General features: G+C 64.5%; 20 protein-coding genes. 9 read left to right on the top strand and 11 right to left on the bottom strand.

Annotated features, from left to right (window positions below):
* Nucleotides 1–13 precede the first annotated feature (13 nt).
* Nucleotides 14–1504, bottom strand: a complete 1491-nt coding sequence (locus tag I6F38_RS34070) for an MFS transporter (protein WP_225163498.1) — start codon at nt 1502–1504, stop codon at nt 14–16.
* Between the two features lie 241 nt (nt 1505–1745).
* Between I6F38_RS34070 and I6F38_RS34065 the strand changes: the two genes are divergently transcribed.
* The gene (locus tag I6F38_RS34065; protein ID WP_346657155.1) at nt 1746–2057 is read left to right on the top strand and encodes a DUF3175 domain-containing protein; all 312 of its coding nucleotides are present in this window, start codon (nt 1746–1748) and stop codon (nt 2055–2057) included.
* Nucleotides 2058–2247: 190 nt separating this feature from the next.
* Here I6F38_RS34065 and I6F38_RS34060 read toward each other — a convergent pair whose 3' ends face one another.
* A complete protein-coding gene (locus I6F38_RS34060; RefSeq protein ID WP_057021126.1) occupies nt 2248–4281 on the bottom strand; it encodes a methyl-accepting chemotaxis protein in 2034 nt (677 codons plus the stop codon).
* A gap of 462 nt (nt 4282–4743) precedes the next feature.
* Between I6F38_RS34060 and I6F38_RS34055 the strand changes: the two genes are divergently transcribed.
* Nucleotides 4744–5916 carry an FIST N-terminal domain-containing protein gene (locus tag I6F38_RS34055; RefSeq protein ID WP_225163496.1) on the top strand — a complete coding sequence of 391 codons (1173 nt, stop codon included), beginning with the start codon at nt 4744–4746 and terminating at the stop codon, nt 5914–5916.
* On the top strand, nt 5913–7286 hold the full coding sequence (locus tag I6F38_RS34050) for an ATP-binding protein (RefSeq protein WP_225163495.1): 1374 nt from the start codon (nt 5913–5915) through the stop codon (nt 7284–7286). Before I6F38_RS34055 ends, I6F38_RS34050 begins: the two co-directional genes overlap by 4 nt.
* Before the next feature lie 105 nt (nt 7287–7391).
* Here I6F38_RS34050 and I6F38_RS34045 read toward each other — a convergent pair whose 3' ends face one another.
* The 4 genes from I6F38_RS34045 to I6F38_RS34030 form a co-directional block, all read right to left on the bottom strand.
* Complete coding sequence (locus I6F38_RS34045) at nt 7392–8132, bottom strand: response regulator transcription factor (protein ID WP_057021123.1); 741 nt, start codon at nt 8130–8132, stop codon at nt 7392–7394.
* Nucleotides 8133–8412: 280 nt separating this feature from the next.
* Nucleotides 8413–9093, bottom strand: a complete 681-nt coding sequence (locus I6F38_RS34040) for a response regulator transcription factor (RefSeq protein WP_016843264.1) — start codon at nt 9091–9093, stop codon at nt 8413–8415.
* Nucleotides 9094–9228: 135 nt separating this feature from the next.
* Complete coding sequence (locus I6F38_RS34035) at nt 9229–10428, bottom strand: transporter substrate-binding domain-containing protein (protein WP_346657157.1); 1200 nt, start codon at nt 10426–10428, stop codon at nt 9229–9231.
* A gap of 27 nt (nt 10429–10455) precedes the next feature.
* A complete protein-coding gene (locus I6F38_RS34030) occupies nt 10456–12171 on the bottom strand; it encodes a PQQ-dependent dehydrogenase, methanol/ethanol family (RefSeq protein WP_225163493.1) in 1716 nt (571 codons plus the stop codon).
* Between the two features lie 404 nt (nt 12172–12575).
* On the opposite strand from I6F38_RS34030, the gene I6F38_RS34025 reads away from it, so the two are divergent.
* The 4 genes from I6F38_RS34025 to I6F38_RS34010 all read left to right on the top strand — a co-directional run bounded on the left by I6F38_RS34025 (nt 12576) and on the right by I6F38_RS34010 (nt 17651).
* A complete protein-coding gene (locus I6F38_RS34025) occupies nt 12576–13061 on the top strand; it encodes a (2Fe-2S)-binding protein (protein ID WP_028335209.1) in 486 nt (161 codons plus the stop codon).
* Between the two features lie 90 nt (nt 13062–13151).
* Complete coding sequence (locus I6F38_RS34020; RefSeq protein ID WP_225163492.1) at nt 13152–15491, top strand: xanthine dehydrogenase family protein molybdopterin-binding subunit; 2340 nt, start codon at nt 13152–13154, stop codon at nt 15489–15491.
* A 13-nt stretch (nt 15492–15504) separates the two neighbouring features.
* Nucleotides 15505–16305 carry a xanthine dehydrogenase family protein subunit M gene (locus I6F38_RS34015; RefSeq protein ID WP_225163491.1) on the top strand — a complete coding sequence of 267 codons (801 nt, stop codon included), beginning with the start codon at nt 15505–15507 and terminating at the stop codon, nt 16303–16305.
* A gap of 233 nt (nt 16306–16538) precedes the next feature.
* Nucleotides 16539–17651, top strand: coding sequence for a CaiB/BaiF CoA-transferase family protein (locus I6F38_RS34010; RefSeq protein ID WP_225163490.1), 1113 nt, complete (start codon nt 16539–16541; stop codon nt 17649–17651).
* Nucleotides 17652–17816: 165 nt separating this feature from the next.
* Here the strand turns inward: I6F38_RS34010 and hppD are convergent, their stop codons facing one another.
* Nucleotides 17817–18935 (bottom strand): 4-hydroxyphenylpyruvate dioxygenase, encoded by a 1119-nt coding sequence (hppD, locus tag I6F38_RS34005; protein WP_225163489.1) that lies wholly within the window; start codon nt 18933–18935, stop codon nt 17817–17819.
* A 123-nt stretch (nt 18936–19058) separates the two neighbouring features.
* On the opposite strand from hppD, the gene I6F38_RS34000 reads away from it, so the two are divergent.
* Both I6F38_RS34000 and I6F38_RS33995 read left to right on the top strand, forming a co-directional pair.
* Nucleotides 19059–19535: an Lrp/AsnC family transcriptional regulator gene (locus tag I6F38_RS34000; RefSeq protein WP_225163488.1), complete on the top strand. Its 477-nt coding sequence runs from the start codon at nt 19059–19061 to the stop codon at nt 19533–19535.
* 81 nt (nt 19536–19616) lie between these two features.
* Nucleotides 19617–19928 (top strand): DUF1272 domain-containing protein, encoded by a 312-nt coding sequence (locus tag I6F38_RS33995; protein ID WP_028335203.1) that lies wholly within the window; start codon nt 19617–19619, stop codon nt 19926–19928.
* Nucleotides 19929–20212: 284 nt separating this feature from the next.
* Here I6F38_RS33995 and fahA read toward each other — a convergent pair whose 3' ends face one another.
* The 4 genes from fahA to I6F38_RS33975 all read right to left on the bottom strand — a co-directional run bounded on the left by fahA (nt 20213) and on the right by I6F38_RS33975 (nt 24153).
* Nucleotides 20213–21484, bottom strand: coding sequence for a fumarylacetoacetase (fahA, locus tag I6F38_RS33990; RefSeq protein WP_225163487.1), 1272 nt, complete (start codon nt 21482–21484; stop codon nt 20213–20215).
* 107 nt (nt 21485–21591) lie between these two features.
* Nucleotides 21592–22938 (bottom strand): homogentisate 1,2-dioxygenase, encoded by a 1347-nt coding sequence (hmgA, locus tag I6F38_RS33985; RefSeq protein WP_225163486.1) that lies wholly within the window; start codon nt 22936–22938, stop codon nt 21592–21594.
* Nucleotides 22939–22940: 2 nt separating this feature from the next.
* Complete coding sequence (locus I6F38_RS33980) at nt 22941–23894, bottom strand: MBL fold metallo-hydrolase (RefSeq protein ID WP_168859354.1); 954 nt, start codon at nt 23892–23894, stop codon at nt 22941–22943.
* Between the two features lie 28 nt (nt 23895–23922).
* Nucleotides 23923–24153 carry a DUF2783 domain-containing protein gene (locus tag I6F38_RS33975; protein ID WP_225163485.1) on the bottom strand — a complete coding sequence of 77 codons (231 nt, stop codon included), beginning with the start codon at nt 24151–24153 and terminating at the stop codon, nt 23923–23925.
* Nucleotides 24154–24162: the final 9 nt, after the last annotated feature.

Genomic DNA, 24162 nt, shown 5'->3' with positions numbered 1-24162 from the left:
GCTTCGTCATAGTCTACTCCACACATGCCAGTGGTCGCGCGACAGATTCGAGCGATTTCCGCTCGGCCGCGACGGCATAGCGCCATGCGACCACTGCGGCGACCATCATGAGTGCCGACCCCAGTAGGTAGCCGGCGAAGACGCTGTTGCGCGATCCGGTGTCGATCAGCACGCCGAACAACGCCGGCCCGATCACGCCGCCGATCCCGGTGCCGATGGCATAGAAGGCGGCGATCGCGAGCGCGCGGACCTCCAGCGGAAACGTCTCGCTGACGGTGAGATAGGCGGCGCTCGCGGCCGGCGAGGCGAAGAAGAAGATCACCATCCAGGCGATGGTCTGGGTCTGCGCGCTGAGCACGCCGATCGAGAACAGATAGCCGGACAGCGCCAGCAGCACGCCCGAGATGCCATAGGTCAGCGCGATCATGGTGCGGCGGCCGAGCGTATCGAACAGACGGCCGAGCAGCAGCGGCCCGAGGAAGTTGCCGGCGGCGAAGGGGAGGATGTACCAGCCGACATTGCTGGCGGCGACACCGAAGAAGTCGGTCAGGATCAGCGCGAAGGTGAAGAAGATCGCGTTGTAGAAGAACGCCTGCGCGGCCATCAGCGTGAGCCCGACCAGCGAGCGCTGCCGGTAGGTGGAGAACAACGTCACCGCGACCTCGCGCAGCGGCGTGTGATCGCGCATCCGCAGCCTGATCTTCTCGAAGTCTGCGCTCGACTGCTCGTGGCCGAGCACGGAGGTCTCGATATCGGCGACGATCTTGTGGGCCCGGTCGGGGTAGCCGTGGATCATCAGCCAGCGCGGGCTTTCCGGGATCCACATCCGCATCAGCAGCACGACGAGGCCGAGCACCGCGCCGGTGAAATAGGCGATCCGCCAGCCGTGGTCCGGCGCAAGGAACGCGGGATCGAGCAGGATGATGGCGCTCAGCGCACCGATCGCCGCCCCGATCCAGAAGCTGCCATTGATGACGAGATCGGTCCAGCCGCGATAGCGCGCCGGCACCAGTTCCTGGATGGTCGAATTGATCGCCGTATACTCGCCGCCGATACCGGCACCGGTGAGAAAGCGAAACAGCGCGTAGCTCGCGACATTCCACGACAGCGCGGTCGCGGCGGTCGCCGACAGATAAACCGCGAGCGTGATGAAGAACAGCTTCTTGCGCCCGATCCGGTCGGTGAGCCAGCCGAAGCCCAGCGCGCCGAGCACGGCGCCGGCGAGATACGCGCTGCTGGCAAGACCGACATCGGCGTTGGAGAAGCTCATCGTCGGGCTGTCCTTCAGTGCGCCCGACAATGCACCGGCGAGCGTCACTTCCAGCCCGTCGAGGATCCAGGTGATGCCGAGCGCCAGCACGACGCGGGTGTGAAAGCGGCTCCAGCTGAGATTGTCGAGCCGGACCGGAATCGAGGTCTCGATGATGCGGTCATCGTCCGGCGTGACCGGAGCCACGGCCTGTTGCGTCGTCGCGGAACTCAATTGTGTCGGCTGCACTGTCATCAGAATCGACCAATGAGAAAAACCCCGGAACGATCTGTTCCAAGGTTCACTCACCCGGAATTGCGGCAAACGGAGTGCCCGCCACGCGGTGTCAACGCGGCAGGCCGGCAAGGGTTCCCGCAATGCGGCATAGGAACCGCGATCGCGGCGAACTGTTCTCGGCTCAAAAGACACGGAGGCATCGATGGCCGCACACAAGAAAGCAACACGCAAGACGGCAAGGACATCACCGGCACGGTCCATGGGCACGACGCGTCGCAGGCGTGGCGCAAGCAAGAGGACGGCGAAGCGCTGGTCGCAGCGGGTGACAAAGGAGAGCGATGCACTCGACCTCAAGCACGGCGTGTTCAAGCAAACCAGCGCGAAGAAGATCGCATCATCGCTGAAGCGATCCGCCGAGCACAGCGCGCGCCGCAAGAGCGGCGCCTATCGTTCCGCGCTGTCGATGCTGACCTTCTATATCAACCGCGCCGGCAAGACGCTGCCGAAGACCGAGCGATCACGGCTGGAGCGCGCCAAGGTCGAGTTGAAGCACCAGTTCGGACGGGACTAGTCGCATCATCCCGCCAACCAACAGCGTCGTCCCGGCGCAGGCAATTAATTCGTCGGCCTGGCGAAAGCCAGGACCCATACGCCGCGGCCCAACAAAAGGGCACGCGGCGAGTTGCACTTAAAACAATAGTGAGTGGTGGTAATGGGTCCTGGCTTTCGCCAGGACGACGATGGATAGATCCGCGCGCCCCTTATGCCGCGCGGATATTGGCCATAAAGCGGTCGAGCTCCTCGCGCAGCCGCGAGCTCTCGACCGACAGCGAGCGGGCCGAATTCAGCACCTCTTCGGAAGCAGCTCCGGTCTCGGTGGCGCCGCGATTCACCTGGGTGACGCTGGACGCCGCCTCCTGCGTACCCTGCGCAACGTTCTGCACGCTGCGCGCGATCTCCTGCGTTGCCGCGCTCTGCTGCTCGACCGAGCTTGCGATGTTGGTCGCGATCCCGGATATCTGGCCGATGGTGCCGCCGATCTCCTTGATCGCGGCGACCGATTCCTGCGTCGCCGCCTGCATGCCCGAGATATGGGTGGAGATCTCGTCAGTGGCCCTGGCGGTCTGGCTCGCCAGCGACTTCACCTCGGCCGCAACCACCGCGAAGCCGCGGCCGGCATCGCCGGCGCGCGCGGCCTCGATGGTGGCGTTCAGCGCCAGCAGATTGGTCTGCTCGGCGATCGCGGTGATCAGCTTGACGACGTCGCCGATCTCCTGCGCAGCGCGCGAGAGCTTGCCGATCCGCGCGTCAGTCTGCTCGGCCTGACGCACGGCGGAATCCGCGATCTGGCTCGACTCCTTGGCGCGACGGCCGATCTCGTCGACGGACGCCGACAGCTCCTCGGTCGCGGAGGCGACCGACTGCATGTTGCTGGAGGCCTCCTCGGAGGCGCCGGCGACCTGGCTCGACAGGTTCTGTGTGGTCTCGGCAGTCCGCGTCAGCGTACCGGCCGCGGATTCGAGCTGCACGGCGGAGGCCGACACGTTGGAGACGATCGAGCCGACGGCGGATTCGAATTCGTCGGCAAAACGAATCAGCTCGTTGCGCCGCGCGGTCGCACTCGCCTTGTTCTGCGCTTCCTGGGTCGCGGCATCGCGTTCGGCCTTGGCGATCGCCTGGACCTTGAACTCCTCCACGGCGCCGGCCATCTCGCCGAGTTCGTCGCGACGGCCGAGGCCCGGCAGCACAACGTCGAAATTGCCTGCCGCGAGCTCGCGCATCGCCGCACACATCGCCGCGATCGGTCGCGAAATACCCTTGCCCAGCAGGAACGCCCAGACCAGCCCGAGCACGAAGCTGCCGGCGGCGAGCATCAGGATCAGCTGCTCGGTTTCGCCGATCATGGTGTGCGATTCGTTTTCAAGCCGCTTCTGGTCGGCGAGCAGATCGGACTTCATCGCCGCCGCGCCCTGGCTGATGGCGGCCGCGGACTCCGTCATCTCGACGGTCAGTTCGTCGATCGACTTCGCATTCGCGATCAGCTTGGCGAGCGCCTCGCGGTACTCTTCGAGCAGCGCGGTGATGTCCTTCACGCTCTGGGTGATCCGCTCGTTATTCGAGGTGATCGCCTTCACCAGATTGTCGGCGAATTTCAGCCGGGCGAGCGCGCTGGAAGCGACCGTCTTGTCGCCGTTGACGACGAAGGTATTGACGGCCCCGGTGATCGACTGGAGCTGGTCGGCCACCTTCTTGGCGCCGAACTGGATCGACTGCAGCTCGGAATCATCGGCGTTGCTCGGGAGATCGTCGAGCTTGTAGCGCATCGAGGTCGCGCTGCGGGTCAGCTTGTTCTGCGCGGTCTGTGCGCTGTCGTTCTTGATGCGGACGATCTCGGCGAATATCTTGGTGAAGGCGCGGAATTCGCGCTCCAGCTTGGTGATCTGCTCGAGCCGGGCCGGATTGGTGGTGCCCTTCATCGACGCCATGATGGCGTCCTTCAGGCTGCCCTCGGCGGCGAGCGCGGCCTTGGCGTCGTCCTCCTTGCCGGTCGCGACGAAGTAGCGCGCCAGCGAACGGTAGGAGATCAATTCGCGATCGATGTTGCGGGCCAGATCGGCTTCCGCGACGCTCTGGCGATAGGAGCCGACGCCGGCGGAGACCCGCTCGAAGCCCATATAGGCAAAGCCCATGGTGGCTGCCGACAGCGCCAGCGTGACGGCAAAGCCGAGCATGATCTTGGCGCGAAATCTGAGGGTTGGGATCCTGATCGACAACGATCGCTTCAGCCCCGGCATTCCAACTCCCGTCTTCATTCTGAAAACCACGCGAGGTCCGGCAGCAACCCGCCCCAGACCCCGGAGCGCAAAACTAAGGCAGAATCGATAAGGCCCGGTAAATGGGCAGCGGCCGCCGGGCCCGGCGCGATACTACCTTGGTCGGGCTAGGCGGGTGGGTAAGGTGATTGACGCGCGGGTCCGGCCCGATAGTTTAGAACCGATCAAACCTGTCCCTGCCGGGCCAGGAGAATACATCGGGAGGTGTCCCATGTCATCGCGTCGACCGGCGCCACTGGCGCTTGCGGCGAGCGTAGCTGCCGGCGCAATAGCCCGGCCAATGGCATTTCCCCTCACGACCTGAAAGCCGCGGGCAAGCCGGAACGCCAGCCATCGCGGCATGGTCCGGATGCCCTCACGACCCGCGCGGGTTCAATCGGCCGCGCCAAGAAAAGCAAAAAATTCTGGTCAGGGAGAGCGCCTTTGGCGAAGCAGAACGGTAGCACCTCCGACAGTATTGTCGTGGTGCAGGCAAAGACCGACGGGCCGCGGGAAGCAGCCGACGAGATCGCGCGCCAATTGGCGGCGGCTGATCTCGCGATGCTCGTGGTGTTCGTGTCACCGGTCTACGAGCCGCAGACATTCATTGCCGAACTGTCCAGCCGGATGCCCGACGTACCGATCTTCGGCTGCACCACGGCCGGCGAATTGTCGCCCGGCGGTTGGGACGAGGACAGCGTCGTCGCGATGGGCTTCAACGCGGCCGATTTCATCATCGCGGCCCGGCCGCTGTTCGACCTTTCGACATTTCGGGTCGATCACGGCCGCTCGATCTGCACCGAATTGCAGAACGAATTCGCGCAACGCACCGAGCATTGCGATCACACCCATGATTCCTTCGGGCTGCTCTTCATCGACGGCATGTGCCAGCGTGAGGAGACCATCATGTCGGCGATCTATGCGTCGCTCGGCGACATCCCGGTGGTCGGCGGCTCCGCCGGCGACGGCCTGCGCTTCGAGAAGTCCTGGGTCTTCCATGGCGGCGAGGCCTTTACCGATGCCGCGGTCCTGATCCTGATCCGGACCCGGCTGCCGTTCCGCCTGTTCAAGTGCGACCACTTCGAACCGACCTCAACCAAGATGGTGGTGACCGAGGCCGACATCGAGCATCGCATCGTCAAGGAATTGAATGCCGAGCCGGCCGCGCTGGAATATTCCCGCGCTGTCGGCCTCAGCGACAGCAAGCTCGAATTGTTCTCGTTCGCCGCGCACCCCGTGCTGGTTCGCGTCGGCGGCGCCTATTACGCGCGGTCGATCCAGCGCACCAACCCGGACGGATCGCTGCAATTCTTCTGCGCCATCGACGAGGGCATGGTGCTGACGGTGGCGCGCGAGCGCGACCCGATCGACGTGACGAGCCGCCTGCTCAAGGAGCTGACCGAGGATCTCGGCGAGGTCTCGATGTTCATCGGCTTCGAATGCGTGCTGCGCCGGCTCGACGTCGAGCAGCGCCAGCTGTCGCGGGAGATGTCGGAGCTCTATCGCCGCAACAAAGTGATTGGCTTTCAGACCTATGGCGAGCAGTATCGCTCCATGCATGTCAACCAGACGCTGACCGGCATCGCCATCGGCAAGCGGGCACTCGCGCCGCAATGACGGATACCAAGACCACGCGAATTGCGGCGCTCGAACGCGAGGCCGAGAAGCTGCGCAAGATCAACGCGGCGCTGATGTCGCGCGTCGAACGCTCGACCGATCAGCAGCTCAACGCCTTCTCGCTGTTCGAGACCGCGATCGCGCTGGATCAGCAGGTGCGCGACCGCACCCAGCAGCTCAAGCAGGCGCTGCAATCGCTCGAGAAAACCAATGGTCGCCTGCTGCAGGCCAAGCAGCAGGCCGAGGCGGCGAGCTCGCTGAAATCATCCGTGCTGGTCTCGGTCACGCACGATCTGTTGCAGCCGCTGAATGCGGCGCGGCTGACGCTGTCCGCGCTGACCGAGATGGCAACTGAGTCCAAGAGCGTCGCGCTGACCGATCAGATCGACCGTTCGCTGGCGACGCTCGAGGACATGCTGCGGACGCTGCTCGACATCTCCAAGCTCGATGCGGGCGTGCTCAGGCCCGAATTCGGGCCGGTCGCGATCGCCTCGCTGTTCGAGCCGCTGGAGCAGGAATTTGTCGCGACCGCCGCCAAGCGCAATCTCGGTTTCCGGATCATGCCGTCGTCCGCGGTGGTTCGCTCCGATCCGCTGATGCTGCGACGGATTCTGCAAAACCTCGTCGCCAATGCGCTGCGCTACACCCAGCGCGGCAGCGTGCTGATGGGATGCCGTGCCAGGGGCGATGACATCTGCATCGAGGTGCACGACACCGGGCCGGGCATTCCGGAAGCGCAGCGCGAAGCCATCTTCGTCGAGTTTCAGCGCGGCGAGACCAGCGCCGGCGACAAGGCCGGCATCGGGCTTGGTCTCTCGATCGTGCGCCGGTTTGCCGACCTGCTCGGCCATGACATCAGGCTGAGCTCGCGCGCCGGCAAGGGCTCGGTGTTCTCGGTCACCGTGCCTCGCACGCTGGATCCGGTTGCGATCCCGGTGCGCGAACAGGCCAGCGTCGACTATCGCTATGGCGGCATGGAGGGCGCCAAGATCCTGCTGATCGAGAACGACCTCTCGAGCGCCGAGGGGCTCGCCCATTTGCTGGAGAAATGGGGCTGCGACGTTGCGGTGACGATCTCCAAGACCGAGGCGCTCGAGCGCATCCACGCGCTCGACGGCATTCCCGACGCCATCATCGCCGATCTGCATCTCGACAATGGCGAGACCGGAATTCAGGCCGTCGATGTCATCCGCGGCGCGATCAACGCCAAGGTGCCGGCGATCATCGTGACCGCCGACTACTCGGCCAAGGCCGCCTCCGACGTATCGGCCTTCGGCCATGAACTGTTGAAGAAGCCGATCAAGCCCGCCGAGATGCGCTCGCTGCTGTCGTTCCTGCTGGCGGCGGAGCAGTCGAGCGCGCGGTTATGAGCAGAGCGTTTTCGAGCGAAGTGGATACCGGTTCGCGTGAAGAAAACGCGTCAAGACAAAACCTGGAGCCTTTCCCGTTGCGATTCCATCGAAACGGGAAAGGCTCTAGGCGCCATGCGACGACGGCGAGGCCGTCACCGGCGCGTGGTCGTGCTTGCCGAAGTCCAGCTTCGACAGCGCGATGATGGCCTCGGTCCGGCTGCGCACGCCAAGCTTGCGCAGGATCTCCGAGACATGCACCTTCACGGTGGTGACCGAGATATCGAGCTCATAGGCGATGTGCTTGTTCTGCAGGCCGCGGCAGATCATGTCGAGCACGCGAAGCTGCTGCGCGGTGAACTGGCCGAGCTGCTGCACCAGCTCGCGCGCCTCGGCCTGGGCCTTCCGCGCGGCGGCGGTATCGCGAAAGCGCGGCGGCAGGCACACCGCGCCTTCGAGAATGCCGCGCAACAGCCGCGCCAGCTCGAGCTTCGGCGTCGACTTCGGGATGTAGCCGGAAATCCCGAGCGAGATCGCGCCGCCGACGATCCGGGGATCGTCATGCGCCGACACGATCACGAGCGCGCTGCGCGGCGCGGCGGCACGCACCCGGTAGGCGCCGAGCAGGCCCGTGGTGCCGGGCATCGACAGATCGAGCAGGATCAGATCGAGGCCGTCGCGCGCCGCGATCACATCCAGCGCACCGTCGATCGACGTCGCCTGCAGCACCTCGGCATCGGGAAACTCGGCCCCGATCACGCCGATCAGGGCGGCACGGAACAGCGGGTGATCCTCGACGATCAGCAGTCGAGGCGTACCCGCCTTGCCGAGCGGCGGCTCGTCCGCCAGGGGCGCGGTCGTGGTCAATGCTGCGCCGTCCTCCCTCGGATGCTCATGACAGCTATTGTGCGCACGACGTTATCTCAAAGCCGGATGGTAGCCTATAGGCAGGATTTCCAATGCGCCCGCCTCGCAGTGCAGCACGGCTAGTGTCCCGAATCCGAAGTTCGCATCATTTGCCGCACCTTCGGAGCGAACTTCGGATTCGATAAGGACACTAGCAAACTTTTGATTCTAGTGTGCCTTATGAATGCGAAGTTCGTGAAAGTGGCTGCCGCGAAATCACACGAACTTCGCATTCAGCACACTAGGGCGCCTTCTCCGCCTTTGCGCCCGAACAGGCCTCCGGGACCGGAAGCGGAATCTTGCCGAGCTCGATGATCGCCTTGTTGCGGCTGAACAGCTTCAGCTTGCGCAGGATCTCGGTGACATGCGCCTTCACGGTGGATTCCGCGAGCTTGAGCTCGGCGGCGATCTCGCGGTTCTGCAGGCCGCGGATGATCAGATGGAGCACGCGGATCTGCTGCGGCGTCAGCTTCTGAATGCGTTCGCGCAGCGTCCGCGCCGTCTCGGACTGTTCCAGCGCACCGACCGCGACGAAATCCCGCGGCGCCGAGACCGACCCGCTCAGCACGCGCGCGATCGCCTGCGAGAGCTCGCCGAGCGAGGTCGACTTCGGCAGGTAGCCGACCGCGCCCATCTCGAGCGCCTCGCGGATGGTGTGCTTGTCCTCCTCGCTCGAGACGATGGCGATCGGCAGCCGCGGATAGCGATCCCTGATCTTCTGGAAGCCGGAGAAGCCGACCACGTCGGGCAGCAGCAGATCGAGCAGCGCCAGGTCGATGTTCGGCTCGCTGGCGAGGATGCCAAGCGCCCCCTTGATCGAGGTGGCCTCATAGATCCGGGCATCGGGATGCGAGATGCGAATGGCGTTGCCAAGCGCCTCCCCGAACAGGGGGTGATCGTCGATGATCAGGAACCCCATCATGAGGACCCTCGCACTGCTCAAGCCTCCGTTCCGATTGGATCGGAACGGGGCTCTCGATTCATGTTCTGACGCGTTTTCTTCACGCGAACCGGTATCCACTTCGCTCGAAAACGCTCCTCTTGCGAACCGCAGCTTCTAGTTCGATCCGCCGGTATCCTGCACGCTCTGCAGATAGACATATACGTTTCTGAGCTCGTCGTCTTTGAAGACGTCCTTCCAGGCCGGCATGCCCTTGGCCGGCCGCCCGTCATGGACCGTCTTCCAGAATGTCGATTCCATGTCGTCAGCATAGCGCTTCTTGAGCAGCCTGAGATCGATCTTTCGCTCGGCCTGCACCGCGTCCGGGCCGTGGCAATGCGCGCAGGTTCCGTTAAAGACCTCCCGCCCCGCGGTGGCATCCCCCTTGGCGTCGCCGGCGGTCGCGGCGGTCTGAACCGGTTTCTCGGCCGCGGCCTGCCCGACCGTGACGGGCTCGCTGGCGCCGACGGACGACGTCGTCGCGCGGTCGGCCTCGCCGAACTTCACCGGGGCGCCGTTCGGCACGGCATATTTGGCAAACAGGGCGGCAATCTCCCCCTGCAGCCCCGGCAGCACGCCGTCGACTTCATCGCGCAGCGCGCCGGACGCCTTGGCGAAACCGATCGCGGTCGCCCAGAGCAGGCCGTCGCCCTCGGTGGACACGATCTGATATTTATCGTCGTAGCTGGTCTTGTTGAGCCAACCCGCCACCGGGGCCCAGATGAAGGCGATGTCGACCTTGCCCTGTGCGAGCGCCGCCATACCCTCCTCCGGACTGAGCACGGTCACCTTCTGGACGTCGTCGCGCAGCGCGAGCAGGTTCTGCGGCGTCGATTGATACTGCACCGCAACCCGCAATCCCCTGAGGTCGTCGACGCCGGCAAGCTTGCGGTCCTTGCTGCCGACCAGCGCATAGCCCTCATGGGCGATCGGCTTCGAGAAGATCACCGCCGGGCCCATGAAATCGTCGATCAAAGGCAGGCCGACCATGGCGTCGCACTGCTTGCTGAGCAGCGTCTCCCGCACCGTGCGCTTGCCGAAATAGGACTTGTACCAATTGGTGCTCACCGTGCGGCCGAGCTTCTGCGCCACCGCCTGGCCGATCTCGAGATAAAGGCCGGGCTTGCCCGGGTCGTCGCTTGAGAACGGCAGGTTGGTCGGGTCGGCGCAGAGCCGCAGCGGCGGCTTTGTCTCGTCGGCGCCGGCCGCCAGGGCCGGCACCATGAGCAGGGCGGAGAGCAGCACGGTCCGGATTGCATGTTCCAACCGCGTGTTGCGCGAGGGGGTGCGCAGTTCGTTTCGGGCGATGCAGGACACGGACAATGCTGCCTCCTAGACGATCGTTTACTGCAGGGCGAACACGAACAGCGAGCCGCCTTCGGGCGCCGCGGCGACCATCTTCTTGCCGATGTCACCGAGGAAGGCCGGCAGCGCCGCGGTGCGTCCGACCACGATCGCGACATACTGCTTGCCGTCGACCGAATAGGTCACGGGACCTGCACCGATGCCGCTGCCGAGGTTCTTGCTCCACAGCACCTTGCCGTTCTTGGCATCGATGGCGCGGAAGTCGCCATGCAGGTTGCCGGAGAACACCAAATTGCCGCCGGTCGTCAGCGTGCCGCCGTTGAAGGGCAGGTCTTCCTTGATGCTCCACACCTTCTTGTTGGCGATCGGATCCCAGGCCACGAGCTCGCCGAGGAAGCCGCCGGGGCCCGGCTTGGTCGGGAATTCGGCGCCGAGATAGAACACGCCGCGCTTGTAGTTCACGTCAGAGACCGACCAGTCCATGCAGACATTGTTGCTCGGGATGTAGACGAGGCCGGTCTGCGGGTTGAACGACATCGGCTGCCAGTTCTTGCCGCCGATCAGGTTCGGGCAGATGTCCTTGGCGGGATGGCCCGGGCCCGGACGCTTGTCCGGATCCTCTTCCGCCCGCATCGTGTTGACGTCCCACTTCTTGGCCCAGTTGGCGAAGACGTATTTCTCCGCGGAGATCATCTTGCCGGTCTCGCGGTTGGCCACGAAGAAGAAGCCGTTGCGGTCCGCCTTCATCAGCACGGGCGTCTCGGCGCCCTTGATCTTGAGGTCGGCGAGCAGCAGCTCGTTGACGCCGTCATAGTCCCAGGCGTCGGCCGGCGTGCCCTGGATGTGCCACTTGATCTTGCCGGTGTTGGGATCGATCGCCAGCGTCGAGGCCGTGTAGAGGTTGGTCAGCTTGCCGAAATTGCCGTCGCCGGTAGAGCGCACCGCGGTATTCCACGGCCCCGGATTGCTGGTACCCCAGTAGACCGTGTCCGACTTGGCATCGTAGGAGCCGACCAGCCAGGCGGCGCCGCCGCCGTGCAGCCCGGTATCGCCCTTCCAGGTCTCGCTGCCGGGCTCGCCCGGCGCCGGCACCGTGTAGGTCTGCCAGAGCAGCTTGCCGTCCTTGAGCGAGAACGCCTGCAACGCGCCGCGGACGCCGTATTCGCCGCCGCCGAAACCGGTGATGACCTTGTCGCGGACGACGAGCGGCGGCGAGGTGATGACCGAGCCCTGCTTGTAGTCGACGACCGTCGAGGTCCAGAGCTCCTTGCCGGTCTCGGCGTCGAGCGCGGTCAGCTTGCCGTCGAGCCGGCCGACGAAGATCTTGCCGTCGGCATAGGACACGCCGCGATTGTTGACGTCGCAGCAGGCGTATTGAAGCACGTCATCCGGAATATCGGGCTGCCAGGTCCATTTCCGCGCGCCGGTCGCGGCATCGATCGCATAGACGTATTTCGGGCCCCAAGAGGTCGACACATACAGGTTCTTGCCGATCACGACCGGCGACGACTCGTTGGAACGGAGCGAAGCCAGCGACAGCGAGTAGACCAGCTGCAGCTTGCCGGCGTTCTCGGAATTGATCTGCTTCAACGGGCTGAAGCGCGTATTGCCGTAGTCGTGGCCGGCGATTGCCCATCCATTCGGATCGGACGCCGCCTTCACGACGGAATCATTGGCTTTCGACGCACCAATGCCTGCCAGCACGATGGCGACCAGCGACACGCCGGCAAAGAAAATCCCGCTCCTCAGCTTCATTGGCTTCCTCCAATATGATTTTGTTGCCGCGATGGATGCATCGCGGGCGCGGATCGCTACCGAATTTCATGAACCAGCGATCTTCCGTCGCTGCGTCGGCGATGAAAATGACAGCAACGCCTTTGCGTCGTTATAGGCGGAAGGTAGTAGCGATCGCGGCGACGATTTTGGCGTGCGGCGAGCACCGTCAGTTTGCCGAAAACCGCTTGCGCTGCCGGGCAATTTCGTCGCGCCGGAGCACGCCGCCGGCTGCTTGCAAATTGCCCATTGAACGGCCGCCTGCTAGGATCAGAGCCACTGCCCGGCGCCTTCGTGACAGGACCATAACTACGACTTTGATCGCGGTTACGACCCACATGAAGCGTGGTCTACTGGGCCCATAACGAAGCTATTGGGAGAAACGCGTGTCTACAGTCAAACTGACGGTAAACGGCAAGGCGGTCTCGGTCGACGTTGAGGACCGAACCCTCCTCGTGCACCTCTTGCGCGAAAACCTGAACCTCACCGGCACCCATGTCGGCTGCGATACCAGCCAGTGCGGCGCCTGCGTCGTCCATGTCGATGGACGGGCGGTCAAATCCTGCACCATGCTGGCCGGCCAGGCCGCGGGCTGCAACGTCACCACGATCGAAGGCCTCGCCAAAGGCGACGAGCTGCACCCGATGCAGGCGGCGTTCCGCGACAATCACGGCCTGCAGTGCGGCTATTGCACCCCCGGCATGATCATGTCCGCTGTCGACATCGTGCACCGCCATGGCGGCAAGCTCGACGAGGAAACGGTTCGCCACGAGCTCGAAGGCAATATCTGCCGCTGCACCGGCTACCACAACATCGTCAAGGCGGTGCTCGACGCAGCAGGCCGCATGAAGGTTGCGCAGGCCGCCGAATAGCGCGCCACGCACCGCACACGATCAAGCTCACCACCGCCGGTCTCGATGGAAACGGCGGCAAATCGAATCTCCGGTCGGGAGGACTAGACAATGGGTGTTGAAGGAATTGGCGCACGTGTCGTGCGCAAGGAAGATCGCCGGTTCATCACCGGACAAGGACGTTACGTCGACGACGTCAAAATGGTCGGCATGAGCTACGCTCACTTCATCCGCAGCCCGCATGCGCATGCCAAGGTCAAGGGCATCAATTCAGCCGAGGCCATGAAGATGCCCGGCGTGATCGCGGTGCTGACCGGACAGCAGATCGTCGACGACAAGGTCGGCAATTTGATCTGCGGCTGGGCCATCACCTCGAAGGACGGCTCACCGATGAAAATGGGCGCGTGGCCGGCGATGGCGCCGGAGACCGTGCGCTTTGTCGGGCAGGCGGTCGCGGTCGTGATCGCCGAGACCAAGAACCAGGCCAGGGACGCCGCCGAAGCGGTCGTCGTCGATTACGAAGAGCTTCCCGCAGCGGCCGACATCAAGGCCGCGATCAAGCCGGGCGCCGCGCAGCTTCATCCCGAAGCTCCCGGCAACATCGTATATGACTGGCATCTCGGCGACGAAGCCGCGGTCAAGGATGCCTTCAGCAAGGCGGCCAATGTGGTGACGCTCGACCTCACCAATAACCGCCTGGTGCCGAACGCGATGGAGCCGCGCGCGGCGATCGCGCATTACGACCAGGCCGAAGAGCACTATACGCTCTACACGACGTCGCAGAACCCGCACGTCGCCCGCCTCGTGCTGTCGGCGTTCTACAACATCGCGCCCGAGCACAAGCTGCGCGTGATCGCGCCCGACGTCGGCGGCGGGTTCGGCTCCAAGATCTACATCTATCCCGAAGAGATGGTGGCGCTTTGGGCCTCGAAGAAGGTGGGTCGCCCGGTGAAGTGGACCGGCGACCGTTCCGAAGCCTTCCTCACCGACGCGCATGGCCGCGACCATGTCTCGAAGGCGGAGTTGGCGTTCGACAAGGACAACAAGATCCTTGGCCTGCGGGTGAAGACCCACGCCAATTTCGGCGCCTATATGTCGCTGTTCTCCTCGGCGGTGCCGACCTATCTCTACGCCACGCTGCTGTCGGGCCAGTACGTGATCCCGGCGATCTATGCCGAGGTGATCGGCGTCTACACCAACACCACGCCGGTCGACGCCTACCGCGGCGCCGGCCGTCCCGAGGCGAGCTATCTGATCGAGCGCATGATGGAGACGGCGGCGCGGCAGTTGAAGGTCGATCCGACCGAGCTGCGCAAGAAGAACTTCATCACCCAGTTCCCGTATCAGACGCCTGTGATCATGGCGTATGACATCGGCGACTTCCACGCCTCGATCGATGCCGCGATGAAGGCGATCGACTATGCCGGCTTCCCGGCCCGCAAGGCCAAGGCGAAAGCCGACGGCAAGCTGCGCGGCATCGGCATCTCCTGCTACATCGAGGCCTGCGGCATCGCGCCGTCGAAGGCGGTCGGCAGTCTCGGCGCCGGCGTCGGCCTGTGGGAGTCTGCTGAGATCCGCGTCAACCCGGTGGGCACCATCGAGGTGCTCACCGGTTCGCACAGCCACGGCCAGGGCCACGAAACGACGTTCTGCCAGATCATCGCAGAGCGGCTCGGCGTGCCGATCAGCCAGGTCTCGATCGTCCATGGCGACACCGACAAGGTGCAGTTCGGCATGGGCACCTACGGCTCGCGCTCGCTCGCAGTCGGCGGTACGGCGATCGTGAAGGCGATGGAGAAGGTCGAGGCCAAGGCCAAGAAGATCGCGGCGCATGCGCTCGAGGCATCCGAGAGCGACATCGTGATCGAGAACGGCGAGTTCAAGGTCACCGGCACCGACAAGTCGATCGCGCTGCCGATGGTCGCGCTCGCCGCCTACACCGCGCATAACCTGCCTGATGGCATGGAGCCCGGCCTGAAGGAGACGGCGTTCTACGACCCGACTAACTTCACCTTCCCGGCCGGCGCCTATATCTGCGAGCTCGAGGTCGATCCGGGCACCGGCAAGACCTCCTTCGTGAACTTCGTCGCGGCCGACGATTTCGGCCGGCTGATCAACCCGATGATCGTCGAAGGCCAGGTCCATGGCGGCCTTGCGCAAGGTATCGGCCAGGCACTGCTCGAAGGCGTGGTCTATGACGGCACCGGTCAGCTCATGACCGCGTCCTTCATGGACTACACCATGCCGCGCGCGGACGACCTGCCCTCGTTCCAGCTCTCCCACACCACGACGCTGTGTCCGGGCAACCCGCTCGGCGTCAAGGGCTGCGGCGAAGCCGGCGCGATCGGCGCCTCTGCTGCCGTGATCAACGCGATCACGGACGCCATCGGCAACAACAAGCTGGAAATGCCGGCGACGCCCGATCGCGTCTGGCACGCCATTCACGGTTGAGGGAGGAAGAGCCATGTATGAGACAAATTATCACCGCGCTTCCTCGGTCGCTGACGCCGCCGCAACCTTCGCCAAGGGCGCGGAATCAAAATTCCTCGCCGGCGGACAAACCCTGCTTCCGGTGATGAAGCAGCGTCTTGCCGCGCCTTCCGACGTGATCGACCTCTCCAAGGTGCAGGAGATGATCGGCATCGAGGTGTCGGGCGACACCGTCACCATCAAGGCTGCGACGCCGCATTACGATGTGGCGCAAAACGATGCGGTGCAGAAGGCGATCCCGGCGCTCGCCAATCTGGCGTCGATGATCGGCGATCCTGCCGTGCGCTATCGCGGCACGATCGGCGGCTCGCTCGCCAACAACGACCCGGCGGCGGATTATCCGGCGGCGGTGCTGGCGCTCGGCGCGACGGTCAAGACCAACAAGCGGTCGATCGCGGCGGATGATTTCTTCAAGGGCCTGTTCACGACGGCGCTCGAGGATGGCGAGATCATCACCGCCGTGTCGTTCCCGGTCCCGGCCAAGGCGGGCTACGCGAAGTTTCCGAACCCGGCCTCGCGCTTCGCTCTGACCGGCGTGTTCGTCGCCAAGACCAAGTCGGGTGACGTCCGCGTCGCCGCGACCGGTGCGTCGCAAAGCGGCGTCATGCGGGTGGCGCCGATCGAGCAGGCGCTGAAGGCGAACTGGGCGGCCTCGGCGCTCGACAGCGTGACGATCCCGGCGAGCGGCCTGCTCGCCGACATCCACGGCTCGGCGGACTACCGCGCCAATTTGGTGAAGGTGATGGGACAGCGGGCGGTCGTCGCCGCGGGCTGATAGCGTCTAAACACAAGTCTGCAACGGCGCGCAGCGATGCGCGCCGTTCGCGTTTTTACCGGCGGCACAGGACAAAAGGTGCTTGCCACATCCGCCTTTAGGCGAGACAATTTAGCTAATCAGCTAATTAAAAATACCGTCCCACGGACGGCTGGGAGAACGCATGAAGTTCGGCACCAAGCCAGCCGTGACATCTCAGCCGCCTAGCGCCCCGCAACCAACGGAAGAACAACGTGCTCGATAAACCTGCCTCCCAGACCGCCGCCCGCACCTCGGGCCCGCTCGCCGGCTTCCGCATCGTCGAATTCGCCGGCATCGGCCCCGGCCCGTTCGCCTGCATGCTGCTCGCCGACATGGGCGCCGAGGTCATCACGCTTGATCGGATCGGCGCCGGCAAGAATCTGAAGGCGGTTGCAACTCGCGGCCGCAAGGTCATCGAGCTCGACCTCAAGAACAAGGCGGCGGTTGCCGAAGCGCTCGACCTGCTCGGCCACGCCGACGCGCTGATCGAGGGCTTTCGTCCCGGCGTGATGGAGCGCCTCGGCCTCGGCCCCGATGTCGTGCTCGCGCGCAATCCAAAACTGGTCTATGGCCGCATGACCGGCTGGGGCCAGGAAGGCCCGCTGGCCAATGCCGCCGGCCATGACATCAACTACATCTCGATCACGGGTGCGCTGGCCGCGATCGGCACCAAGGAGAAGCCGGTGCCGCCGCTCAACCTGGTCGGCGATTTCGGCGGCGGCGCGCTCTACCTCGTGGTCGGCGTGCTCGCAGCGCTGCTGGAAGCGCAGAAGTCCGGCAAGGGCCAGGTGGTCGATACCGCGATGTGCGACGGCGCGGCCTCGCTGATGTCGATGTTCTACGACATGGCCGCGCAGGGCCGCTGGAGCGGCGGCCGCGACCAGAATTTCCTGGACGGCGGCGCGCATTTCTACGGCGTCTACGAATGCTCCTGCGGCAACTTCATCTCGATCGGCTCGATCGAGCCGCAGTTCTACGCGCTGCTGCGCAAGCATGCCGACCTGACCGACGCCGATTTCGACGCGCAGATGGACCGCAAGGCCTGGCCGGCGCTGAAGGAGAAGCTGACCCGGGTGTTCAAGAGCAAGTCGCGCGCGGACTGGTGCCAGATCATGGAAGGCACCGATATCTGCTTCGCGCCGATCCTGACCATGGAGGAAGCGCCGAAGCATCCGCATATGGCGGCCCGCCAGGTGTTCGTCGAACGCCACGGCGTCACCCAGCCCGCCCCCGCGCCGCGCTTCTCGCGCACGCCATCGGCAATCCGCGAGCCGGAGCTCGCGAATATTGGCGATGTGACCAGCGCGTGGAAGGCGGGGAAGTAATTCACCGTCGTCCCGGCGAAGGCCGGGACCCATTACCCCAAATGCCGGCTATTGTGCGACGTTGGGGCCGCGATCCCTTCTACAACTAGACTCGGTGGTTATGGGTCCCGGCCTTCGCCGGGACGACGACTGAGAGTTTTGAGCGAACGCGCTCCCCTCCAAGGCCTACGCCGCGTGATCGACCTTCAGCACGCCGCGGCGGATCTGGTCTTCCTCGATCGATTCGAACAGCGCCTTGAAGTTGCCTTCGCCAAAACCGTCGTCGCCCTTGCGCTGGATGAACTCGAAGAAGATCGGCCCGATCGCGTTGGCCGAGAAGATCTGCAGCAGCACCTTGGTCTGGCCACCGTCGACCACGCCCTCGCCGTCGATCAGGATACCGTTGGTCCGAAGCCGCGCGACGTCCTCGCCATGCTTGGGCAGCCGGGCGTCGATCCGCTCGAAATAGGTGTCGGGCGGCGACGGCATGAACGGCAGGCCATCGGCGCGCAACCTCTCGACGGTCGCGTGGATGTCGCGCGCGCCGCAGGCGATGTGCTGGATGCCCTCGCCGCGATAGACGTTGAGATATTCCTCGATCTGACCGGAATCGCCGGCGTCCTCGTTGATCGGAATCCGGAGCTTGCCGTCCGGACTGGTCAGCGCACGGGAGAACAGACCGGATGCGCGGCCCTCGATGTCGAAGAAACGGATCTGACGGAAGTTGAACAGTTTTGCATAGAAGCCGGTCCAGACATCCATCCGGCCGCGATGGACGTTATGGGTGAGGTGATCGACGTAATACAGGCCCGAGCCTGCGGGGCGCGGGTTGGCCGCGCCGAGCCACTCGAACTCGGCATCATAGGCCGAACCCTTGGCGCCGTAGCGGTCGACGAAATAAAGCAGGCTGCCGCCGATGCCCTTGATCGCGGGCACATCGAGCGTCTTCGCTGCGGGCGAGACATCCGCCGGCTCCGCGCCGAGCGCGATCGCGCGTTCATAGGCATGCTTAGCATCGACGACGCGGAATGCCATCGACGGTGCGCAGGGGCCGTGCGCGGCGACGAAGTTGAAGCCGTGGCTGCCCGGCTCCTCATTGACGAGATAGTTGATGTCGCCCTGGCGATAGACCGTGATCTGCTTGGTCCGGTGGCGGGCGACCGCGACGAAGCCCATCAGCTTGAACAGGGCGTGCAGCTCCGCCGGATTCGGATGGGCATATTCGACGAACTCGAAGCCGTCGGTGCCCATCGGGTTCTCAGTGCTGATCTCGGCCGGCGGCGCATCGTGCGGAAACGGACCCATGGCGGCAACTCCCTGTTTTGTCTGGAGATCAGTTTCCGTCACTTGCTGCGCAACGTGCGTGCAAAATGACCCTTGATTTGCTAGTATCGCGCACGATCCGTGCATGAAATGGACATTCTGCGCATGCCCGAAGTCGACGCCTTCGACCTGAAAATGCTCGCCGCGCTGCAGGACGACGGCCGGCTGACCAACCAGCAGCTGGCCGACCTCGTCGGGCTGTCGGCATCGCAATGTTCGCGGCGGCGGATGCGGCTGGAGGAGGAGAAGGTCATCGCCGGCTACCCCGCCGACCTCGCCGGCGAGGCGCTCGGCTTCGGCCTGATCGCCTTCATCCACATCACGCTTGCGACCCACTCGCCCGACAACGCCAAGCGGTTTCGCGAACTGGTCAACCGCGTCGATGATATCCAGGAGGCCTATGCGCTGACCGGGGATGCCGACTACGTGCTCAAGGTGATGCTGCGCGACCTCAAGAGCCTGTCCGACATCGTCAACAACGTGCTGATGCCGCACCAGAGCGTGGCCCACGTGCGCTCCTCGATCGTGCTCGACCGCCTGAAGGAGAGCACCAGGCTGCCGCTGAAATCGCTACAGGCGTGATGGCTCGAATCGAGGGAAATCCGCCATTCGCTTTTGCGGCACCACTTGCGATCATTTCGACAACGGCAAGAGAGACGAACCATGGCGCTGCAGCTGCGACCGAACTGCGAATACTGCGACAAGGACCTGCCACCCAGCGCCACCGACGCGCGGATCTGTTCCTATGAATGCACGTTCTGTGCGGATTGCGCCGAGACCAGGCTCGGCAATGTCTGCCCGAACTGCGGCGGCGGTTTTGCGCCGCGGCCGATCCGCCCGGCCAAGCCGTGGCGGCCGGGTGTCTGCACGGTCAACCAGCCGCCGTCGGACAAGCGGGTGCATTTGAAGTACAGCCTCGAGGACGTCGCGGCGAATACGGCGCGCTTGAGGGATGTCAGGCCCGAGGAACGGTGAGACTCACTCGTCATTGCGAGCGCAGCGAAGCAATCCATTCTCTCCATGCCGGGGCCGGATCGATTGCTTCGTCGCTTCAGCGCAAAATTGCTTTGCAATTTTGTCGCGAGCTCCTCGCAATGACGGCCCCACTGTCGGGCTCCTTCCCCCTGAAAGGGGGAAGGTGGGATGGGGGTCAGCCGCGAGCGCTGGCGTCTACGGAGAGACCAGATCCCCACCCGGTTTGCTGCGCAAACCGACCTCCCCTTTTCAAGGGGAGGTGAAGCCGCGGAATGCGCGGGGAGCTACTCCGCCGCGACAATCGTTCCTTCAACCTCGCCGAAGCCGACGCGATAGCCGTCGCCCTGGCACCAGCCGCGCATCACGAGCGAATCGCCGTCCTCAAGGAACGAGCGCGTGACGCCGCCGGCAAGCTCGACCGGCTCGGTGCCGTTCCAGCTGATTTCCAGGAGACTGCCGCGCTGATGCTTTTCGGGGCCGGAGATCGTGCCGCTGCCCAGGAGATCGCCGACATTCATCGCGCAGCCGCTGGACGCGTGGTGCACGAGCTGCTGCACCGACGACCAGTACATGTATTTGAAGTTGGTGCTGCAGATCGTCTTCGCCTCGTTCATCGCACCGGCGCGCAGCGCAACGTCGAGCTGCATGTCGTAATTGTTCGGCTGGGTCTGCTTGAGGTACGCCAGCGGCGCCGGCTGCTGCGCCGGGCCCTGCATTCGGAACGGCTCGAGCGCCTCGCGCGTCACCACCCACGGGCTGATCGAGGTCGCGAACGCCTTGGCCTGGAACGGGCCGAGCGGCACATACTCCCACTGCTGGATGTCGCGCGCGCTCCAGTCGTTGAGGATGACGAAGCCGAAGATCATCTCCTCGGCCTGCTTCTCCGTCAGCATCTCGCCCATCGGCGAGGCCTGGCCGACGACCACGCCCATCTCGAGCTCGAAGTCGAGCCGCTTGCACGCGCCGAAGCTCGGTACCTCAGCAGTCGGCGGCTTCAGCTGGCCGCGGGGGCGGCGCACTTTGCTGCCCGACACGACCACAGTCGAGGCGCGGCCGTTATAGCCGATCGGCATATGCAGCCAGTTCGGCTGCAGCGCATTGTCCTTGCCGCGGAACATGACGCCGACATTGGTGGCGTGCTCCTTCGACGAGTAGAAATCGGTATAGCCCGAAACCGCAAACGGCATGTGCAGCCTGACGTCAGCCATCGGCACCAGCGCCCGCGCCCGCAATTCCCTGTTGTCGCGCAGCTCCGGATGATCCGAGCGGAGCAGCTCGCTGATCCGCACCCGCGTCGCCGACCACACTTTCGGCCCGAGCGCCATGAAGGCGTTGAGCGACGGCTGCGAGAACACGCCGAGCGGCCCGACATCGAGCCGCGAGTCCTGCTCGAGCTCCCAGAGGTCGAGCACATAATCGCCGATCGCAACGCCGACGCGCGGCGCAAGGCCATCCTTCGACGAGAACACGCCGTAAGGCAGGTTCTGGATCGGGAAGTCGGAGGTCGGTGCGACGTCGATGAAGGAGCGGAGCTTTGGGTCGTTGGGATGGGGCATGGTCTCTCCAATCAAGAAGCCGTCATGCCCGGGCTTGACCCGGGCATCCATCTTCAGAAAGCGCGATGGATCGCCGGGTCAAGCCCGGCGATGACGAGGGACACAATTCACGGCTTGTTCGGGTCGAACTTCTTCTCGAGTCCCTTCCAGCAATCCGAGTAATCGTCCTGCAGCGTCGACGACTTCGCCGCATGTTCGGTCACGCGCTGCGGGAAGCGGGTCTCGAACATGAAGGCCATCGTGCCGGTCAGCTTCACCGGCTTCAGCTCGCTGTTGCTGGCGTGCTCGAAGGCTTCACGGTCGGGGCCGTGCGGCAACATGCAATTGTGCAGGCTGATGCCGCCGGGCACAAAGCCCTGCGGCTTGGCGTCGTAGACGCCGTAGATCAGCCCCATGAACTCCGACATGATGTTCATGTGGTACCACGGCGGACGGAAGGTGTTATCGGCCACCATCCAGCGCTCCGGGAAGATCACGAAGTCGATATTCGCGGTGCCCGCGGTCTCCGACGGCGAGGTCAGCACCGTGAAGATCGAGGGATCGGGATGATCGAAGGCGATCGCGCCGACCGGCGAGAAGGTACGCAGATCGTATTTGTAGGGCGCGTAATTGCCGTGCCAGGCGACCACGTCGATCGGCGAATGCGGCAGCGTGGTCTTGAACAGCGAGCCGCCCCATTTCACGTAGAGCTCGGTCGGCGTGTCCTTGTCCTCGTAGCTCGCGACCGGTGTCAGGAAGTCGCGCGAATTGGCGAGGCAGTTGGCGCCGATCGGGCCGCGCTCCGGCAGCGTGAACGCGCCGCCGTAATTCTCGCAGAGATAGCCGCGCGCCGGGCCGCCGGGAATTTCGACGCGGAATTTGACGCCGCGCGGGATCACGACGATCTCGCCCGGCTCGGCGTCGATGCGGCCGAACTCGGTGACGAAACGCAGATTGCCCTGCTGCAGCACGAACATCATCTCGCCGTCGGCATTGTAGAAATGCTGATCGACCATCGATTTGGTGATGAGATAGATGTGTGCGGCCATGCCGGCCTGGGTGTTGGCATCGCCCGCCGTGGTCATGGTCTGCACGCCCTGCAGGAAGGTCATGTCCTCCTTCGGGATCGGCGCGGGGTCCCAGCGCAGCTGTGCGATCGGCATGTCGTATTCGTGGCACGGCGCGGTGCGCCACAGCCCGCTATCTGCCTTGGCGAAGCGGCCGGAGTGCCGCACCGACGGGCGGATGCGATAGAGCCAGGAGCGCTCATTGGTGCCGCGCGGCGCCGTGAACGGCGAGCCGGACAATTGCTCGGCATAGAGCCCGTAGGCGCAGCGCTGCGGCGAATTGCGCCCCATCGGCAGCGCGCCGGGCAAGGCCTCGGTCTCAAAACTGTTGCCGAAGCCGGACATGTAGCCCGGGGTGACCTGCCCTGAGCTGCACACGATCTGATCAGGCGAGGTATTGATGTTCATCGCTATCCTCCTTGCAGGGCCGCCCACATTTCCTGGTCGCGCTTGTCGGTCCAGATCACGGGATCGTCGATCCCCGACGCCTCGTCATAGGCGCGCGAAACGTTGAACGGCAGGCAGTGCTCGTAGATCGCAAAGCTCGAGAACTTCGGATCCATCACCTCGCGCGTTGCCGCCATCGATTCCTTCAGGCTGCGGCCCTTGGCGACGGATGATTCGGCGGCACCGTAGAGCGTAGTGACGAAATCGCGGGTCATCGCGATCGCATCGCGCCCGGTGGCGAGGCCCTTCAGCGCATCGCCACGGCCCGGCGCGATCGCCTTCGGATTGAAGGCGCGAATCTCGTTCAAGGTCGTCGGCCATTCGCGCAAATGCGCATCGCCGCAATAGCACGCCGAGTGGTATTCGATCAGATCGCCGGAGAACATTACCTCCGCATCCGGCACCCAGGCGACGATGTCGCCCGAGGTGTGGCCGGCGCCGAGTTGCATCAGCCGCACCTCGCGCTTGCCGAGATAGATCGACATCTCGCCTTCGAAGGTTAGCGTCGGCCAGGTCAGGCCGGGAATGCTCGCCGCATCCTGGAACAGGCGCGGGAAGCGGCCATATTCGGAATCCCAATCCTGCTGGCCGCGCTCCTCGATCAGGCGATAGGTCTCCTGCGAGGCGACGATGCCTTGCGCGTGATAGGCGGAGGCGCCGAGCACGCGCACCGCATGATAATGCGACAGCACGACATATTTGATCGGCTTGTCGGTGACGGTCTTGACCCGCTCGATCACCTTGTTCGCCATCGCCGGCGTCGCCTGCGCGTCGAACACCAGGCAGCCGTCGTCGCCGACGATCACGGCGGTGTTGGGATCGCCCTCGGCGGTGAAGGCATAGAGGTCGGTGCCGATCTCGGAGAAGGTGACTTTCTTCTCCGAAAGATCCGTGGTCGATGCGAAACCTTTGGCCATCAGTTCAATCCTGTCCGTTTGCTCAGTGCTATTGTTGTTGCTGCTGTTGCTGCTGCTGGCTGGCGTCCAGCATCCGCCGCTTCGCCAGCGCGATCGCCTCGCGCAGCACGTCGAGATCGCCGATATGGTTGGCGAGCACCAGGACCAGCGCGGCATCGAGATCGGCGCTCTGCGCCTCGGTGAGGCCGCGATGCGCCTCGACGATGGCGCGGAAGGCGTCGTCGGGCTTTGCGAAGTTCGAACTGGTCGACAGCGCCATGACGAATCC

It is taken from the genome of Bradyrhizobium sp. BRP56 (genome assembly GCF_020194035.1).
Taxonomy (GTDB): Bacteria; Pseudomonadota; Alphaproteobacteria; order Rhizobiales; family Xanthobacteraceae; genus Bradyrhizobium; species Bradyrhizobium australafricanum.
The sequence above is the reverse complement of the archived record's forward strand: the minus strand, read 5'-3'. Positions and strand labels throughout refer to the sequence as shown.